We start from the raw sequence: 18,578 nt of genomic DNA on the forward strand, positions 1-18,578 counted from the left end.
TATGTTGAGGGTGGGGGGCGTGATTTCCAGTGCCTGTCCTTAATCATGCCATCTCGATTTATAGTGTCGTGTGTGACACCCTAAGAATACGCAATTCAACATATGTGGTATTTCAACGTAGTGTCATTGCTGCATGCCTGGTTCGGCAGAATGAACTCATAATAGATCAAGCTGAAAAGCAGAATGCTGCTTATCCCTGATTTTGTGTTTTTCCAACGATTGCCAGATATCGGATTTGTTTTGAGATGCAGTGTCTTGTAATTTCAACAAAGATCCTGATGCAGGGGGTGTCAGCCGATATTCGGCAATGCGTCCCTTGGCGGGAACATCGTAATAATTACCCTGAGCATCAATATATTGCGCCGAGATCAAGCCGGCGCGAATGAACTCGTTAATCACGCGCGAGACATTCGCCAGTGTTGGGGATCGTACATCTTTCAAAAATGCGTCTATTGCCCGTTCGCGCGCCTGTTTTAGTTCGCCATAGGTAAGGCCACCATTGGCATGTTTCTTGTCCAGGGTGAGGAGAAATTTATCAAGCTCCTGCTGCTTTTGCCCCAGCCGTTCGGCCCGGGCCTTATTTCGTGCCGGATAGGCATGACTTCGATCAACAGCGGCAGCCAATTCCGCGCGGCTGGCATCAACTTTTCCATTCGCCTTGGTATGGGCCAAAATAACCAGAACCAGGGCGCTGGCAAAACGGGGGCGGGTGCTGCGCTGGGCTGCGGCCTGAAGCCGGTCAAGAAAAGGGTTTTGCATCTGCGTTCCTCTGAAAATCCCTAAAGAATCTTAGAGTCGCGACAGCTACAATGCAAGACAAATCGTGAACATTTTGGGGTGTCACAAATGACAGGTTTGGTATTTGCGGCCTCTGAAGACGCTAAAGTGAACTTTGCGAATGGATCAGAATAGCATGCTGACAAACCGCCGCTATTCAGTGCAGGCTTTATTCAGTAGCGATAGATAATCCGCTGTTGCTGATCAGTTCGGGGGCACATTTGGGATCGGTACAGATCATGTCAAACTGGTCCAGCTTGGCAAAAAGCATGGGCTTGATGACATTGAATTTTGTGGAATCAACAACCAGAATTTTGCGGGCGGCCGTTTCGAGAACCGCCTGTTTGATATCCACTTCATGGGGGTTGGAGCAACTGACCCCCCGGCTGGTATTAACGCCACCCGCCGACATGAAGGCGGTATTGATATTAAGCTTCAAAATGGCCTGAACACTTTGACTGTCCGCAAAGGAGGCGGACGACGCATGATACATCCCGCCCAGCATGATGACGCGCAAGCCGGGCTTTTTACACAGAATTTCCGCCACGTTAATCGAATAACAGATCGCGGTGATGTCCTGATTTTCAGGCAGGGCACTTGCCAGATAGGGGATGGTTGTACCGCAATCCAGGAAAAGCGTATCGCCCGGTTTTACATGGCGGGCGGCGACCAGACAGGCAGCACGTTTAAGGTCGGTGTGGGCACCGCGTTCACGATCCAGAATATAACCAAGCCCGCCTGCAGCCGGGGATTTCAGGGTTATATACCCGCCCATATAGCTGAATAGATCATTATGCGCGGCGACATCCCGGCGAACGGTCATTTCAGACACACCAAGCAGATCGGCGGCATCTTTAAGTCGTATGACATTGCTGACCTCAAGGCTTCGGGTCAGCGTTTCAATCCTGTCCTGTGATTTGCTCGACATCCAGACTCCATCATTGGCCGTAATATTGCCGGGCTATTAAATATGCGCCTATATGGCGTGCTGCGACGGCGTGTGAAGTGACATTACCAAGATCCATCGCAATTAATCCGTTTGGCGGTCAGGGTCAATTACGACTTTTGCGCGTATAATTTGTTCTGCATCCGCCAAAACCCGATTTTGGCTTGACCAGATGGTAGCGCGATGACAGGATCATATCAACAAATGTTATAAACTTAACAAAACGGCGTTATCCAAGTTTTTGCCGTCAAGGGAAATGCTCCATTATGACTGAACAGCGTCCGCTCGTTGCAAGTGATCTTGCATCTTATATTGACCATACCCTGTTGGCTGCCGATGCCACCCCGGATCAGATTGTTTCACTGTGTGCCGAAGCACGTAAGCATTCGTTCATGTCCGTTTGCGTCAACCCGATTTTTATTCCCCTGGCTGTCCGCGAACTAGGTGATTCCGGTGTTCGGGCGTGTTCTGTTGTTTGTTTCCCGTTCGGTGCAGACCCGGTTGCTGCCAAGGTTGCCGAAACCCGCTGGGTTGTTGAGCAGGGTGCGAACGAAGTTGATATGGTGATTGCGCTGGGCCTTTTGAAAAGCGGTGATACCGACGCCGTCCGCGCTGATATCGCAGCTGTGAAAGAAGCCTGCGGCGATGCCATTCTGAAGGTGATCATTGAAGCAGCCCTGCTGACCGATGAACAGAAGGTGCTGGCCTGTGAACTTTCCAAACAGGCAGGGGCTGATTTTGTTAAAACCTCTACCGGGTTTGCCGGTGGTGGTGCAACCGCCGAAGATGTTGCCCTGATGCGTAAAACCGTTGGCCCGGATATCGGGGTCAAGGCATCGGGTGGTGTGCGCACGACTGAAGATGCTTTTAAAATGATTGCAGCAGGGGCTTCGCGTATCGGGGCCAGTGCAAGCATTCGTATCATTGGTCAGTAAGACAGGGGCTGGTTGGGCCAGGTGCCTGCCGGAAAATTATTTTCCTGTCTTTTGTCAAGGAATGCGTGAAATGCTTCGGCTTTCATGCCAATAAGACGCAGAAAACTGCCAGCCATAAAAATGATTACAACTTGGAGGTAACAATGAACAAGCTTTTATCATCGCTTGTTGTCGCTGGGTCCCTGCTTGCAGGTGCCGCTCATGCGGACGAAGCGGTTAAAACGCCGGATATTATCCAGAAATTCACATCCGAAGCGACAGGCAAGGAATATTCCATTGCCACCGTGGTCAAGGTTGATGGCATCGCCTGGTTTGACCGCATGCGCGAAGGTGTTAAGCAGTTTGGCGAAGATACCGGTCATGACACCTGGATGGTCGGGCCGAGTGCTGCAGACGCCGCCGCCCAGGTACAGTTGGTTGAAAACCTGATTGCACAGGGCGTTGATGCGATTAACATCGTGCCGTTCTCGGTTGAAGCCGTTGAACCGGTCCTGAAAAAGGCCCGTGACCGTGGGATCGTTGTGATCGCACACGAAGCCTCGAACCTGAAAAATGCCGATTACATCCTCGAAGCCTTTGATAACAAGGCTTATGGTGCAAATCTGATGCAGGTTCTGGGCAAGGCGATGGGCGGCAAAGGCAAATATGTTGCCACCGTCGGCAGCCTGACCTCCAAATCCCAGAATGAATGGATTGATGGTGCGATTGCGTACCAGAAAGAGCATTTCCCGGAAATGGAACTGGCGACCAAACGTCTTGAAACCTATGACGATGCCAACACCGATTACACCAAGCTTAAAGAAACCCTGACCACCTACCCGGATCTTGCGGGTATTGTTGGTGGCCCGATGCCGACATCAGCCGGTGCTGGCCGTCTGATCGCGGAACGCGGTTTGCAGGGTAAGCTGCATTTTGCCGGTACCGGTCTGGTGTCGGTTGCAGGTGAGTATTTGGCCAAGGGTGACATTGATTACATCCAGTTCTGGGACCCGGCTGTTGCGGGTTATGCCATGAACATGCTGGCTGTGATGGCACTGGACGGCAAGGGTGATCAGATCAAGGCTGGTCTGGACCTTGGCCTGCCGGGTTATACCGATCTCAGCACCCCGGAAGGCAGCAATGTCAACCTGGTTTATGGCCAGGGCTGGGTCGGTGTGACCAAGGAAAACATGGACAAGTATAACTTCTGATTTCATCAGGTGATGAAGGCGTCCTTTGCGGGCGCCTTCATTTTATTTTGAAATCGGGCCCTTTGTTTCACGTTGACGGGCTTGTCATGTCTGAAAATTTTATTGAATTGCGAAACGTCCGCAAGGAATTTGCCGGCGTTGTTGCGCTTAACGATCTATCTCTGACGATCCGAAAAGGCGAAATCCACTGCCTGGCCGGCGAAAACGGTTCGGGTAAATCTACCCTGATCAAGGTGATGTCTGGTGTTTATCAGCCAGATGCCGGCGAGGTTCATATTGATGGCAACAAGGTTGAGAATCTCTCGCCGATGGCCTCCATCGAGCATGGGGTGCAGGTGATCTATCAGGACTTTTCCCTGTTTGGAAACCTGACCGTGGCCGAAAATCTTGCCATGAATGTGCAGCTACGCGAACAGCGCCAAATTCTGAATTGGCATAAAGTTCGTGAAATTGCCAAGGAAGCGGTCAATCGCCTTGGGGTTGATCTGGACCTGGATAAGGATGTTGAAAAGCTTTCGACTGCTGGCAAGCAGCTGGTGGCGATTGCCCGTGCGTTGATGTCTGATGCCCGTCTGATCATCATGGACGAGCCGACAACCGCGCTTACCGGCAAGGAAATTGAAACACTTTTTCGCATCGTCAAGGATATCCAGTCGCGCGGGATTGCCATTTTGTTTGTCAGTCACAAAATGCGCGAAATGCTGGAAATCAGCGAACATATTACCGTGATCCGGAATGGTCAGAAGGTTGCTGATGGCCCGACCAGCGAATTTGACGAGGCCCTGATTACCCGTCATATGACCGGATCGGATATTGTTTCCGAACCCTATATCTGGAACCGCGAAAAATACGGCGTGATGCCGCCGCGCGTTGAAACCAAAGATCTGTCATCGGGCAGTGACCTGGACAAAATTAACCTGTCGATCAAGCCGGGCGAAATTGTGGGTGTGTCGGGGCTTTTGGGCTCCGGGCGGACGGAACTGGCCCTTGCCTTGTTTGGCATGATGCCGGGCTATGCCGGAAGCATTTCGATCAATGGTCAGGAAACCACGCTCGATACGCCGCAGGATGCGATCAGGGCCGGGGTGGCCTATGTCCCGGAAGACCGCCTGAGCGAAGGGCTGTTTTTAACCCAGGGTATTGACCGCAACATGCTGTCAACCAGCTATGAAAAGCTGGCGCCGGGCCTGTTGATTGATCAGAATAAAGCCGAAGAATGGGTTGAAAACATGATCCGCGATATGCAGATCGCAACCCCGACCGGCAAAAAGCTGGTCAAGGAGCTTTCGGGCGGTAACCAGCAGCGTGTTGTGATTGCCCGCTGGCTTCTGACCAATGCCAAATTCCTGATCCTGAACGGTCCGACTGTCGGGGTGGATGTGGGCTCAAAGGCCGAAATTCACCGTATCATTCGCGAACTGGCCCAAAAGGAAGGGCTGGCCGTGCTGATGATTTCCGATGACGTGCCGGAACTGGTCCATAATTGTAACCGTATTGTCCTGATGCACCGTGGGGCCTTTGTCGAGGAAATGGCGTCTGTCGATACCTCCGAAGACCAGATCAGTGACAAGCTCAAGAACTTAACGTAAGGAAAAACTCGATGGCCTGGTTTCAAAAATCAGAGGTGGTCATCGCGGGCATTCTTGTGCTTGCCATGATCCTGATCGGGCTGGTCAATCCTGCCTTCTGGAGCCTGGACAACATGTTCAGTCTTCTGCGCAGTAACGTGATTATCGGCATCATGGCGCTTGGCGTTCTGCTGGTGATGATTTCGGGCGGGATTGATGTGTCATTCCCGGCATTTGCCGTTGCCGCGATGTATTTGACCATCAAGGGCATGCTGTATTTCAATTATGACGGTGTTGTTCTTCCGTTTGTTGCTGCGGCAACAATGGGCGCACTGTTTGGCTGCCTGAATGCGTTTTTTGTTTATAAATTCCGCATGATCCCGCTGATCGTGACGTTGGGCACGGGCAGCATGGTGCGCGGGTTCCTGCTCGGTGTTGTTGGCACCAGCATGATCAACATTAACAAAATGCCTGATGCCCTGATCGATTTTGGCAAATCCGACATCATCAATATGGTCAAGCCCGATGGCACGACCTATGGCCTGACGGCGATGATTCTTGTTTATGTCGGGTTGGCGATCGCGCTGCATCTGGTGTTGCGTTATACCATGATCGGCCGTGGGGTTTATGCCCTGGGCGGGGATCAGGAAGCGGCAAGCCGTGTTGGTTTTAACATTCGCAAAATCACCTTCTTTATTTATTGCGTTGCCGGGGCATTGGCCGGTTTTGCCGGGCTGTTGCACAGTGGCATGATCTGGCTTGCCAACCCGCGCGATTTTGTCGGGCTGGAGCTTGACGTGATCGCAGCTGTGGTGCTGGGCGGTGCCTCCATCTTTGGCGGGCGCGGGTCGGTTTTGGGAACCATGCTGGGTGTGTTTATGCTGGTAATGGTGAAAAACAGCCTGATCATCATGAAAATCGACACGACATGGCAGCGCGTTGTTGTCGGTGTCATTATTGTTATCGCCACCGCCATTACGGCATGGCGCGACCGCCGTGCGAATGCGTGAGGAGGCCGATATGAAACGTGCAATGGACTTCCGCAACCTCCTGAACAAAGACAATAATATCGTTCAGTTGATCATGATGACGATCCTGATCTTTGTTGTCATGACCGCCCTTAGCCCGGACAAATTTCTGCGCTATTACAACTTTGAATCCATCACCTATACCTTCCCCGAACTGGGCCTTCTCTCGATTGCAATGATGATTGCGATGCTGACAGGCGGCATTGACCTGTCGGTGATCGGCATTGCCAACCTGTCGGGCATTTTTGCCGGGGTGATGTTCAAAAAATTCGCCACCGATGCCGGTGTTGCCGATACCGGCTTTGGCATTGTCCTGATGGGCGGGGTGATCGCCCTTGGCACCGGCCTTGTCGCCGGGGCGCTAAACGGGCTTTTGATTACCAAACTCAAAATTACGCCCATTCTGGCAACCCTCGGTACCGGACAAATTTTTACCGGTCTCGCCATTGTCATGACGGGTGGCCCGGCGATTGTCGGTTTCCCCAATGCCTGGGCCTTTATCGGCAATGGTAAAATTCTGGGTCTGGCAACGCCGTTTGTTCTGTTTATCGTGCTGGCCTGCCTGGTTGCCTTTATGCTGCGCCGGACCACATTTGGCATCAATCTGATGTTGATCGGCACCAACCCGAAGGCTGCTTTGTTTGCCGGTTTGAAACGGGAAAAAATGGTCCTGATGAGCTATATGCTGACAGGGGTTATGGCGTCGATTGCCGGGATCATCCTGTCGGGGCGGACCAACGCGGCAAAATCGGATTATGGAACATCCTATTTGTTGCAGGCGGTGTTGATTGCCGTTCTGGGCGGGACCAATCCGGCGGGTGGTCGTGGAACGGTGCTGGGTGTGTCCATCGCGGTTGCAGCGCTGATGCTGCTGTCCAGCGGTTTTCAGATCCTGCGTTTTTCCAACCACCTGATCGATTTTATCTGGGGCGTTTTCCTGTTGCTGGTGATTGCGCTTAACGCCTATAAAAATCGCACACGTTAAACGAGGTGAACTCATGAGTGCGCCGACCAAGGTTAACCTGCGCAAGGCCTATTTTGGCGAAGCCGAACATGTGATCGCATCACATGATGGCCTATCGGCCAGCCTGTTTCGCTATGAAAGCGGGATCGAGGCGGTACGCCTGAAAAACGAACGCGGCCATCTGGTGATTCTGCCCTATATGGGGCAGATGATCTGGGATGCAGTGTTTGATGGCGTTGATTTGACCATGCAAAACATGTTCAGCATGCCGCGCCCGGCCGATGTTATTGTTGGCACCTATGGCTGTTTTGCCTTCCATTCGGGCTTGCTGACCAATGGGTGCCCCGGCCCGATGGACAGCCACCCGCTGCATGGCGAAATGCCCTGTGCGCCGATGGACAGTGCTGCCATTGAATTTGGTAGTGACGAAGAAGGGGCCTTTATGGCCCTTACCGGCACCCGCGAATATGTGATGGGCTTTGGTGCCCATTATATTGCCCGGCCCCGGGTGGTTTTGCGCCCCAATTCCACGGTTTTTGATATTCAGATGAATGTTGAAAACCTGTCGGGTGCAGCGATGGATTTGATGTATATGTGCCACGTCAATTTCGCCTTTTGCGAAGGCGGGCGCATTGTTCAACCGGCGGGTTTCACGCCGGAAGATACCATTGTCCGTACTGAAGTCCCGGCCCATGTGCCGCGCAACCCGGATTACGATGCGTTCCTGGAAACCCTGGCGGCAAACCCTGCCGCGATGGAAACCATGAGCGAACCGCACCGTTATGACCCCGAACAGGTGTTTTACATTCGCAACGCCAAAACCGATGCGGATGGCAATACGGCCTATATGATGCGCCGTGTGGAGGGTGATGCCTTCCATATTGCCTATAATACCGGGGATTTCCCCAAAACGGTACGCTGGGTGATGGCAAATCAGGACCAGAAGGTGTGTGCCTTTGCCCTGCCATCGACCTGCGAGCCCGAAGGATTTAATGCCGAAAAAGCCAAAGGTAATGTGATTTCACTTAAATCCGGTGAAAGTCGCGGTTTTTCGGTGCGTTTGGGCTATATGACGCGGGCCGAAAGTGACACGGCCGAACAGGCGATCCGTTCGCTGTAAATCAGGAGAATAAACATGGCAGGCAAAATTGCCATTGTCGGAAGCAACATGGTTGATCTGATTACCTATACGGATCGCATGCCGTTGCCCGGCGAAACCATTGAAGCCCCGCGTTTTGAAATGGGCTGCGGCGGCAAGGGGGCCAATCAGGCCATTGCAGCAGCGCGCCTGGGGGCGGATGTGATGATGGTGACCAAAGTTGGCGACGATATTTTCGCTGATAATACCATCCGCAATTTTGAAACATCGGGCATTGATACACGGTTTGTCGAACGGGTTCCGGGCGCATCCAGTGGTGTTGCCCCGATTTTCGTCGAACCGTCAGGCGAAAACTGCATTTTGATCGTCAAGGGTGCAAATGCTCAGCTTTCACCGGCTGATGTGGACCGCGCCGCCGATGCCCTTAAGGAATGCGACCTGATTTTGATGCAGCTTGAGGTGCCGCTCGAAACGGTTTACCACACCGTTGCCTTTGGCGCGGAGCATGGCATTGAAACGCTTGTGAATCCTGCACCGGCACCGGCGGATCTCGATAGCACCAAGATCGAAAAGGCAACTTTCCTGGTTCCGAACCAGACAGAACTTGCCACCATTTCCGGCATGCCGGTCAATTCGCTTGATGATGCCGAAGCCGCCGCGAGAAGCCTTATCGCGCGTGGTGTTAAAACCGTGATTGTGACCCTGGGGGGTGACGGCGCGCTTTTGATTGATGGCGATAACGACGCCGTTCATGTGGATCCGGTTTCGGTCAAACCGGTGGATACGACCGGTGCGGGTGATGCCTTTATCGGCAGCTTTGCCCGTTATTATGTTGAAACCCGCAATGTTAAGGTCGCCCTCGACATGGCCGTGCGGTATGCAGCGGACAGCATTACACGTCCCGGCACCCAAAAATCCTATGCGACTGTCGAAGAATTTGAAAAATTCTGCGGCTCGCTTTGATTTCAACATCCTGATTTAATGGTAACGGGCCTCGACAGTGTCGGGGCCCGTACTGTTTGTGGTCAATAGAGACCCATCTTCCTGGCGCAAAAGCGAATATCAATGGCAGTGAACGACGCCTGTGCTGTTATCCATGTGACAGCACTGATTTGGAGGCGAACTTTTTCGGCATCCGCCGCCATGTTCGATCTGCCCTGTTTCAATACCGGGAAGACCTGAATTTTGATCCGAAAGGGCAATATTTGGACTCATAAACGCAAATATACTGACAATTACGGCGATAGGAACCTGCATGCTGTTTCCTCATGGCGGCATCATATTAACAGTGATCGTATGTAATAACGTGGGAACGATCGGGGTTCTTTTGAAGGGCTGATGCCGAATAGAGATGGGGGTTGATGCAATATTGTTGCAGAACAGTATTTTTGCCGGGAATGAATTGGTTTAAACCGGCAGGCGGGAGACGACATCAAGGACCGGCCGTAAATGGCGCGTAATAATGTTGATGGCAGCTGCTTCGTCAAAATTTTCCAGCGCTATAATCAGGTCTTTGTGTTCCTGATCAATGATTTCAGCCCGTGCAGGTTGAACGCGCATTGCTGCAATGGCGACACGTTGCTGGCGGACTTGCAGGGACCCGTACAATTCAACAAGAACCGCATTGTTGATCGTCGCCACGATGTTGCGGTGAAATTCCTGATCATATTCCGCACGCTGGACGAAATCCTGGCTTTTGCTGGTGACGCACATTTTATCATATAATTCGTGCAAAATACCCGGAATTGGTAGCTTTTCCTGGCAAATTCGCTGCATGGCATGCGCTTCAATCAGGCGTCGACTTTCATAAACTTCAATAAGTTCCTGTGCCGTGATTTGCCGTACAACCGCACCACGCCTTGGCGTCAGACTGATATAATGGTCGCCTTGCAGGCGGTGCAGAGCCTCGCGGACCGGGGTCCGCGATACACCCACAGCTTCGGAAACGATTTTTTCTTCGATAAAATCACCGCCGCGCCATTCGCCATTTAAAATCCTTGCCCGAACATAGTCATAGACAAGTTCCTTGGCTGGTCTTTTGGGACCATCATCCGTGTTTTTTGTTTTGCGGGCAGCTTGCGTCATTTTTCCTCGTTCGGCTTCAATTTTGTCCCTCGGCAGGATTACACCACACAGACAGGGTAGACAACGAAATATTTTTTATGTACATGTCATGTATACACGGTGAATAAAGTTTGTCGAAAGGACCTAGAATGCGTGTTGCGATCTGCCAATTGAATTCCCAGGACAATAAAGAACAGAACCTCATGACGGCTGAAAAGCTGGTGCGCGAGGCGGCGGCAGATAAGGCTGACTTGGTGGCTTTGCCCGAATACACCGATTACCAAGGCCCGAAAGAAGGTGCCCTGGCAGCAGCCGAGCCTGAAAATGGCCCAACCACCCAGCGTTTTTCGGCATTGGCGGCCGAATTGGGCATCAATATCCTGCTGGGATCGATCCGTATTCAGACCGAGGATGCTGCTCGCTGTAATAATCGCAGCTTCCTGTTTGGCCGCGACGGCAAAGTGGTTGCGCAATATAACAAGCTGCATCTTTATGATGTGGACCTGCCTGGGCGCATCACCTATCGCGAGTCAGATACCGTAATGCCGGGCCAGGAAGTGGTGCTGGGTGACATTGATGGTCATAAGGCGGGCTTGTCGGTTTGTTACGATGTTCGCTTCCCGGAACTGTTTCGTTTGCAGGCCCTGGCGGGCGCAAAAATCCTGTTCGTGCCCGCAGCGTTTGCCCTTTATACCGGGCGCGATCATTGGGATGTGTTGTTGCGCGCCCGTGCCATTGAAAACCAGTGTTTTGTCATAGCACCGGGGCAGTTTGGTCCTTATCCGCCGGCAGGGGCGTGCAATGGTCGCAGCATCATTATCGATCCGTGGGGCAACGTTCTGACCCGCATGGCCGATAAGGTTGGCTATACCATCGCGGATCTTGATTTCTCGATGCAGACCAAAACCCGCGAGGAATTGCCATCCTTAAGCAACCGCCGCGCCGACATTTATGATTTGAAAACAGCGTAATCCCCACCGGTGCATCCTCATCGGATGTCCGGTTACGTTTTTCAAACCCTCTCACGTCACCACGATACGATAGATAAAGGTCCTGTAATGAACGTTTCCAAATACGGTTTCTGGATGTCCTCGCCCAGTTTCGCGGCCGCCGAAATGGCCCGTCTCGCCGGGTATGAGTTTGTTATTCTTGATATTGAACATGGTTCGTTCGATTTGCAGGACCTTGAACGTTTGATTCCGTTTTTGAAAGCCATTGGTTTTGAAGTGCTTGCCAAGGTATTGGGGCCAGAACGCGGGCCGATCCAGCAGGCGCTTGATTTTGGCGCAGATGCCGTTGTTATCCCGCACATTCTCAGCAAGGCCCATGCAGAGGAAATTTGTGCTTTTGCTAAGTTCCCTCCGCTGGGTGATCGCAGTTTTGCCGGGGGGCGGACGTCCTCTTACACCGGTTTTACCGACGAATGGGTGGCCACGCAGGATAGTAAAACCCGGTGCTATCCCATGATTGAAGATCATGGTGCGATTGAAGAAATCGAAGGCATTTTGTCCTTGCCTACAGTTGACGGCGTTTTTGTCGGACCGTCTGACTTGTCACTGCGTCGGGACCGCGGGGCTTATGCACGAAAGCCGGGCGATTTTGAAGATCTCGCAAAAGTTGCCGCTGCGGCAAAGGCCAGTGGCAAGGTTTGGGCATTGCCTGCATGGAGCCCCGAGGAAAAGGCATTCGCCCATGAAAATGGTGCTGCTTATTCCGTTCTGATCATGGAGCATGGTGCCCTTTTCCACGGCTTGAAAACGGCAATGAACGATATGAACGAGATAGCGAAAAAATGACCGAAAAGCGCACGTCTTTTATGGGGCGTATTGATGGTGCAATGACCCGGGTCGGGCGTTGGCTGTCCTGGGTTTCCGCAGCACTGATTGTTTATATGTTGGTTCATATAATTGTCGAAATTGTGCTTAGGGCTTTTTTTGACACCTCGACTTTCGTGTTGGAAGAATTTGTTGGGTATGCGTTGGGGGCGATGATTTTTCTCGCCCTTGCCGCAAGTCACACCGAGGACCGGCTTATTCGTGTGAACATTCTGAAAAATGTTCTTGGCCCTCGTGGCCGCGAAATCGCTGATGCGTTCGCCAACCTGGCGGCAATGGCCGCGTGTTTGCTGTTGTTTGGTGCGCTTTATAACATTTTTACCCGGAATTTGCGGTTCGGCATTACCAGTTCCAGTTTTGCCGAAACCCCGCTGTGGATACCGCAATCGCTGATTATTATCGGCCTTGGCTTTTATATTCTGCGTTTGGCGATCAATGTGCTGCGCCATGCTGAAAAATCACTAAAGGCTTAAAAAAGCCAATGCTTCAGGTGAGGTTAAATTGGACCCGTTAACATCTGCTGCGGTTATACTTGCCGCCATCTTGCTGGTTCTTGCGTCAGGTATCTGGATTTATGTCGGCCTTATTCTGGTTGCGGCAGGATCGTTGATGTTTTTGGGCGATATGCCGCTTGACCGGGTCATGAATATTTTTGGCTCGATCATTCTGCGCAGTGCTGGTTCGTGGGAATTATCTGCCATTCCGTTGTTTATCTGGATTGGGGAACTTATCCTTAAAACCGATATTTCAATGCGCATTTTTCGGGGGCTCGCGCCTATCGTCGGGCGGCTGCCGGGGGGATTAATCCACTCAAACGTATTTGGCTGTACGTTGTTTTCGGCCATTTGCGGGTCGAGTGCGGCGACAACCGCGACTGTAGGCCGCATTACCATTACCGAGCTCGCCAACAAAAATTATCGCGAAAGTCTGGTTTTGGGGTCGCTTGCCGGGTCTGGCAGCCTGGGTCTTTTAATTCCGCCTTCTATTGTCATGATTGTTTATGGCGTGTTGGCCGAGGTGCCGATTGACCGTCTGTTTGCCGCGGGGATTTTGCCGGGTGTTTTTATAGCCTTGGTATTTTCGGCTTATGTTGGCATTCGCTGCCTGATCTCTGGCGATCAAAATGCCCCTGCATCACCGCAATACCGCGAAGTTGTTACCACAGCGCACAGCGATGAACGCTATACGCTATGGAACAGTTTCCAGGATCTGGCACCGATCATGCTGATTGTCGGTCTGGTGTTGGGTTCGATTTATACCGGGCTTGCAACACCATCAGAAGCGGCCGGTATCGGGATGGTCTGTGTGCTGGTGCTGACGGCTGTAACCGGTGCTTTGTCCTGGGAGGTTTTTCAATCCTCGCTGATGAGCACTCTTCACACCAGTATCATGATTTTTACGGTTGTGATTGCGGCATCTCTGATTTCAACGGCGCTGGGTTATCTGCACATCCCGTCCGAACTGGCCAATTTCATTGTTGGATCAGACATGTCGGCAGGTGAATTTATTCTGCTGACATCTGTCTTCTTTTTATTCCTGGGCATGATTCTGGATGGTGTTTCCATCATTGTCATGACCTTGCCGATCCTGTTCTCGATTGTTCAGGGGCTTGGCATCGACCCGATCTGGTTTGGTATTTACCTCGTCATCATGGTCGAGGTGGGGCAGATTACGCCGCCAGTTGGCTTTAACCTTATGATTATCCACTCAATTTCTGGTGTGCCGATTTCGCGCATGGCGCTTTATGCCCTGCCGTTTTGCATGCTGATGTGTCTGTGTGTGGCTGTTTTCTACTTCGTCCCGGAAATTGTCATGTACTTGCCAAATACACTCTTCAATTAAAAAAATGGAGGCTTCTAAAATGTTTAAATCCATGCTGGTTGCGGCAGTTGCCCTTGTACCTTTATGCTTCGGAACGGCACAGGCCGCCGAGTATAACTGGGACCAGTCCACTGAATACGGCCCTAATTCGATCAATACCAAAACCGATGTTTTTTTTGCCGATCGGCTTAAGGAACTCTCGGGGGGTAAAATTGAAATTACCATTCATTCTGGCGCATCTTTGGGGTTCCGTGAAAAAGACCACCTGTTTGCAGTTGCCGATGGAGCGTTGCCGATTGCGACAACAGTAAGCGGGACGCTTGCCGGTGTTGACCCGATTTTCTTGCTAAGTTCGTTGCCGTTTGTTGCCAAGGATTTCGATGATGTTCGGAAGCTCTGGACTATCGCGCGGCCTTATTACGAGCAGGTTTTTGAAAAATATGATCAAAAGCTGATTCATGCAGGCTGGATTGATCCATCAGGCATTTGGGCGGAAAAGGAGATCAAATCCAAGGCGGACCTGAAAAATCTGCGTATTCGCACCTACGATGCCACGGGGACGCGCGTCCTTGATGCGCTGGGTGCGTCGCCCTTGCAAATTTCATGGTCGGATGTTGTGCCGCAGTTGGCAACCGGTTCCATTTCGGCGGTTTTGACGGGTGTTGATGGTGGTGCAGCTGCCAATTTCTGGGATTACACCAGCGTTTTCACCCAGATCAACTATGCCATGCCGCTCACATTCGTTCATATGAACATGGATGCCTATAACTCTCTGCCGCCCGAGCTGCAAAAGGCCGTTATGCAAGCTGGTGAAGAGGCGACCGAATGGCGTGCAGAGCAGATCCGCAAAAATCAGGCGGCAAAATATGACGAACTGCGCTCGCACGGTATGACGGTAGTGGAAAAGGTTGATCCTGCTTTTGCCAAAGAGCTGTCTGAAGCTGCCCAGCCGGTAATTGAAGACTGGAAAGCAAGAACAGGGTCTCGTGCCGACGAAATCATGTCCAAATTTGCTGCTGAATAAAATTTAAAACCATCCCGGCACAGTCAATTTGGGCAGTGTCGGGATTGTTTTATGCGGTATCTGATTATTTTTTATGCGATTTTTTGAGTTTTCCTAAATTGCTGAAATTTTAACACAAGTGCTTGCACCAGAGAGTTCATTCCGGTGTGCACTAAATTGCGCGATCATGTTTGGGATAGTACGTCATTTTTGCGCCTGCGGCATGTAAGGGCATGTCGCCAATCGGTTGAAAGTATCAGGGAGCCGTCATTTTGTATTCCGCATCCGTTACCGGATTTAGCCGGTTCACATTTCCCGATTTGAAAACGGTCATGGCTAAGGCAAGCCCGCTGCGTTCGGGCGATTTGCTGGCAGGGCTTGCTGCCGAAACGGACGAGGAACGGGTTGCAGCACGTTACATTTTGGCTGATATACCGCTAAAGCGGTTTCTGTCCGAGGCGCTGGTGCCCTATGAAAGCGACGAAGTGACACGCCTGATCATGGATAGTCATGATGATATCGCGTTTCGGGCTGTGTCATCGCTGACTGTTGGTGATTTTCGCAATTGGCTGTTATCGGACGAGGCGACACCAGCGGCATTAAAGGCACTTGCCCCGGGCCTGACACCCGAAATGGTGGCAGCGGTTAGCAAACTCATGCGCAATCAGGATCTGATCGCCGTTGCCAAAAAATGCAGGGTTGTCACCGGGTTTCGCAATACGTTGGGTCTTGAAGGCCATTTGGGTGTGCGGTTGCAACCCAATCATCCAACTGATGATCCCGCGGGCGTTGCGGCATCCATTCTGGATGGTTTGATGCACGGGGCAGGGGATGCCGTTATTGGCATTAATCCCGCCACCGACAGCCCCGATGCCATGATCGAGCTTTTGAAGCTGATTGATGATGTGCGTGAACGGCTACAAATCCCAACGCAATCCTGTGTGCTGGCCCATGTGACGACCGCCATTGAAGCCATGAACCGCAATGCCCCGGTCGATTTGGTATTTCAGTCCATCGCCGGGACCCAGGCGGCCAACGACAGTTTTGGCATCAACCTTGCCCTGCTGGCAGAGGCCGAACAGGCGGCTTTGTCGCTTAATCGTGGAACGGTTGGTAATGATGTGATGTATTTTGAGACCGGCCAGGGGGCGGCATTATCGGCCGACGCGCATGAAGGCCTGGATCAGCAAACGGTTGAAACCCGTGCCTATGCTGTGGCGCGCGCGTTTTCGCCGCTTTTGGTCAATACGGTGGTGGGTTTTATTGGCCCGGAATATCTGTTTGATGGCAAACAAATCACCCGCGCCGGGCTGGAGGATCATTTCTGTGCCAAGCTTCTTGGGGTGCCGATGGGGGTGGATGTTTGTTACACCAACCATGCCGAAGCTGATCAGGACGACATGGATAACCTTTTGACGTTGCTGGGTGTTGCTGGGACCAATTTTGTCATTGGTGTCCCCGGGGCGGATGACATCATGTTGAATTATCAAAGCACGAGTTTTCACGATGCCATGTATTTGCGATCCGCACTAAATTTGCAGCCCGCACCGGAATTTGCCGCATGGTTGCGCAAGATGGAAATTTTCGATCAAAGCGGGCGCACCCGCCCCAAACTGGATAGCAGCCTGACACAGGATTTGCTGGCATGGTCGGGGGCGGCGTAATGAGTATGTCAGATAACCCCGATATCCCCCGGTTGGACCCGTGGTCGCGCCTGCGGGTACATACCAGTGCCCGTATTGGTTTGGGCCGGGTCGGCGATGGTTTGCCGACACGCCAGCTTTTGGAATTTCAAATGGCGCATGCGCGAGCACGGGATTCCGTTCATATGCCGTTTGATGCCGCATTGCTGGCTGATAATATTGGCGATCTGGGCGTACCGGTGATGACGGTACAATCGCGGGCGGCCAATCGGGCGGAATTCTTACAACGTCCTGATTATGGTCGCAAACTCGCCCCGGATAGTGAAACGGAGCTTGAGGCGGCGGCAAATACCACGGTACCAAATGCTGCGCCCGATATTGTTTTTATCCTGGCCGATGGTTTGTCAGCGCGGGCCATTCATGAAAATGGCGCGGATATGTTGCGGCAAACACTGTCGCTGCTCGGGAAGGATTGGTCGGTTGGGCCGGTTGTTTTGGCCCATCAGGCGCGTGTTGCCTTGGGCGATGAAATTGCCAGCCGGTTGAAAGCAAAAATCAGTGTGGTTCTAATTGGTGAACGCCCCGGCCTTTCGAGTGCGGATTCATTGGGCGCCTATCTGACTTTTGGGCCAAAGCCTGGTTGCAGTAATGCCCAGCGCAACTGTATTTCAAATATCCGCCCTGCCGGGTTTCCGGTGCGCGATGCGGCGCACAAGCTTGTTTACCTTATGAATGCGGCACGTCAAAACAGCATTTCCGGCGTATCACTCAAGGATAATTTTAGTCCGTCTTTGGCCTATTCCGGGCAGATAATCGACGGTTCGTAACGGTCAAAGACGGGCAAAGACGGGCAAAGGCATTACCCCGCCCGATGATGTCGGGCGGGGCAGGGCTAGGATCAATCGTAATATTCGGGGGCGTGTTTAAAGGTCGCCCAGGCATCCGGGTCGTGTCCGGTGACAACGGTGGCCTTGGTTTTTTCGGCCAGGGCACGCAGTTTTTTAACCGAACGTACTGTATCCACGGTTGATGCCAAAAAGCCCGGCAGCGATTTTTCTTCCCAGTGATCGGTGGTATAGGCCGCATCAATGGTCAGAATCATGTTGCCGGTATTGGGCAGGTTAACCTTAAACGACATATGCCCTGGTGCATGACCCGGGGTGAAAACGGTGGTCAATGTGCCATCGCCGTAAATGTCATAATGGTCATCCGCCGTACCTTCCAGGAATTGCCATTTCAGGCCCGGTTTATCAAAATCCTTACGGATGTAGCCGCCGGCGGCAAACCAGTCCGGGGTAAAGGCATATTCATATTCACTGCGCTGGACAATGTGGGTTGCATTGGGGAAACGGCCGATGGCACCGGTATGGTCCAGATGCAAATGGGACTGCACCACATAGCGTACATCTTCGGCCTTAATGCCCATTTTTTCAAGCTGGGCAACGCACCCTTCTGACTCTTCCATCACTGGCCAGTAAACCTCGGTCACACCACCCCAGTGGCCGACCGGGTCAATGGCGGCTTCAACAGCATTGCCACCATCGATAATGGTGTGGCCTTCCGGGTGCGTGATCAGAAAGAACGGCACTGGAATTTCATAATCGGCACCGGCACCTTCATTCATTTTGATGTTGTGAACCTTGCATTTCAGCGAACCGGTCTGAAACATGTAAAGGCGAATATCTGTCATTGGTTTACCTCCCGT

At 52.1% G+C, this 18,578-nt stretch carries 18 protein-coding genes; 14 read left to right on the top strand and 4 right to left on the bottom strand.

Annotated features, from left to right (window positions below; genetic code table 11):
- Positions 1-156: 156 nt before the first annotated feature.
- The gene (locus tag LF95_RS19305) at positions 157-759 is read right to left on the bottom strand and encodes a hypothetical protein (protein ID WP_073956830.1); all 603 of its coding nucleotides are present in this window, start codon (positions 757-759) and stop codon (positions 157-159) included.
- A gap of 187 nt (positions 760-946) precedes the next feature.
- Entirely contained in the window at positions 947-1,705 is a 759-nt protein-coding gene (locus LF95_RS19310; RefSeq protein ID WP_073956831.1) for a DeoR/GlpR family DNA-binding transcription regulator, read from the bottom strand.
- Positions 1,706-1,989: 284 nt separating this feature from the next.
- Between LF95_RS19310 and deoC the strand changes: the two genes are divergently transcribed.
- From deoC to rbsK, 7 genes are all read left to right on the top strand, one after another.
- Positions 1,990-2,658: a deoxyribose-phosphate aldolase gene (gene deoC / locus LF95_RS19315; RefSeq protein ID WP_073956832.1), complete on the top strand. Its 669-nt coding sequence runs from the start codon at positions 1,990-1,992 to the stop codon at positions 2,656-2,658.
- A gap of 143 nt (positions 2,659-2,801) precedes the next feature.
- The gene (locus LF95_RS19320) at positions 2,802-3,848 is read left to right on the top strand and encodes an autoinducer 2 ABC transporter substrate-binding protein (RefSeq protein ID WP_073956953.1); all 1,047 of its coding nucleotides are present in this window, start codon (positions 2,802-2,804) and stop codon (positions 3,846-3,848) included.
- Between the two features lie 86 nt (positions 3,849-3,934).
- Positions 3,935-5,437 carry a sugar ABC transporter ATP-binding protein gene (locus tag LF95_RS19325; RefSeq protein ID WP_073956833.1) on the top strand — a complete coding sequence of 501 codons (1,503 nt, stop codon included), beginning with the start codon at positions 3,935-3,937 and terminating at the stop codon, positions 5,435-5,437.
- A gap of 11 nt (positions 5,438-5,448) precedes the next feature.
- Positions 5,449-6,426 carry an ABC transporter permease gene (locus LF95_RS19330; RefSeq protein WP_073956834.1) on the top strand — a complete coding sequence of 326 codons (978 nt, stop codon included), beginning with the start codon at positions 5,449-5,451 and terminating at the stop codon, positions 6,424-6,426.
- A gap of 10 nt (positions 6,427-6,436) precedes the next feature.
- The gene (locus LF95_RS19335) at positions 6,437-7,429 is read left to right on the top strand and encodes an ABC transporter permease (protein ID WP_073956954.1); all 993 of its coding nucleotides are present in this window, start codon (positions 6,437-6,439) and stop codon (positions 7,427-7,429) included.
- A gap of 13 nt (positions 7,430-7,442) precedes the next feature.
- Entirely contained in the window at positions 7,443-8,528 is a 1,086-nt protein-coding gene (locus LF95_RS19340; RefSeq protein ID WP_073956835.1) for an aldose 1-epimerase family protein, read from the top strand.
- Positions 8,529-8,543: 15 nt separating this feature from the next.
- Positions 8,544-9,470 carry a ribokinase gene (rbsK, locus tag LF95_RS19345; protein WP_073956836.1) on the top strand — a complete coding sequence of 309 codons (927 nt, stop codon included), beginning with the start codon at positions 8,544-8,546 and terminating at the stop codon, positions 9,468-9,470.
- A 444-nt stretch (positions 9,471-9,914) separates the two neighbouring features.
- Here rbsK and LF95_RS19355 read toward each other — a convergent pair whose 3' ends face one another.
- Positions 9,915-10,592, bottom strand: a complete 678-nt coding sequence (locus LF95_RS19355) for a GntR family transcriptional regulator (RefSeq protein ID WP_073956838.1) — start codon at positions 10,590-10,592, stop codon at positions 9,915-9,917.
- Between the two features lie 128 nt (positions 10,593-10,720).
- Between LF95_RS19355 and LF95_RS19360 the strand changes: the two genes are divergently transcribed.
- From LF95_RS19360 to eutC, 7 genes are all read left to right on the top strand, one after another.
- Positions 10,721-11,542, top strand: a complete 822-nt coding sequence (locus LF95_RS19360) for a carbon-nitrogen hydrolase family protein (protein ID WP_073956839.1) — start codon at positions 10,721-10,723, stop codon at positions 11,540-11,542.
- A gap of 87 nt (positions 11,543-11,629) precedes the next feature.
- Positions 11,630-12,367 (top strand): HpcH/HpaI aldolase family protein, encoded by a 738-nt coding sequence (locus LF95_RS19365; RefSeq protein WP_073956840.1) that lies wholly within the window; start codon positions 11,630-11,632, stop codon positions 12,365-12,367.
- Positions 12,364-12,879, top strand: coding sequence for a TRAP transporter small permease subunit (locus tag LF95_RS19370; RefSeq protein ID WP_083607826.1), 516 nt, complete (start codon positions 12,364-12,366; stop codon positions 12,877-12,879). Before LF95_RS19365 ends, LF95_RS19370 begins: the two co-directional genes overlap by 4 nt.
- Before the next feature lie 28 nt (positions 12,880-12,907).
- Positions 12,908-14,248: a TRAP transporter large permease gene (locus tag LF95_RS19375; protein ID WP_073956841.1), complete on the top strand. Its 1,341-nt coding sequence runs from the start codon at positions 12,908-12,910 to the stop codon at positions 14,246-14,248.
- 19 nt (positions 14,249-14,267) lie between these two features.
- Entirely contained in the window at positions 14,268-15,251 is a 984-nt protein-coding gene (locus LF95_RS19380; protein ID WP_073956842.1) for a TRAP transporter substrate-binding protein, read from the top strand.
- A gap of 248 nt (positions 15,252-15,499) precedes the next feature.
- Positions 15,500-16,894, top strand: coding sequence for an ethanolamine ammonia-lyase subunit EutB (locus LF95_RS19385; protein ID WP_073956843.1), 1,395 nt, complete (start codon positions 15,500-15,502; stop codon positions 16,892-16,894).
- Positions 16,894-17,700, top strand: a complete 807-nt coding sequence (eutC, locus tag LF95_RS19390; RefSeq protein WP_073956956.1) for an ethanolamine ammonia-lyase subunit EutC — start codon at positions 16,894-16,896, stop codon at positions 17,698-17,700. The genes LF95_RS19385 and eutC overlap by 1 nt, the downstream gene beginning before the upstream one ends.
- 71 nt (positions 17,701-17,771) lie before the next feature.
- Here eutC and attM read toward each other — a convergent pair whose 3' ends face one another.
- Positions 17,772-18,563, bottom strand: coding sequence for an AttM family quorum-quenching N-acyl homoserine lactonase (gene attM / locus LF95_RS19395; protein WP_073956844.1), 792 nt, complete (start codon positions 18,561-18,563; stop codon positions 17,772-17,774).
- Between the last annotated feature and the right edge of the window lie 15 nt (positions 18,564-18,578).

Origin of the sequence: Thalassospira sp. TSL5-1, assembly GCF_001907695.1 — a bacterium.
Taxonomy (GTDB): domain Bacteria; phylum Pseudomonadota; class Alphaproteobacteria; order Rhodospirillales; family Thalassospiraceae; genus Thalassospira.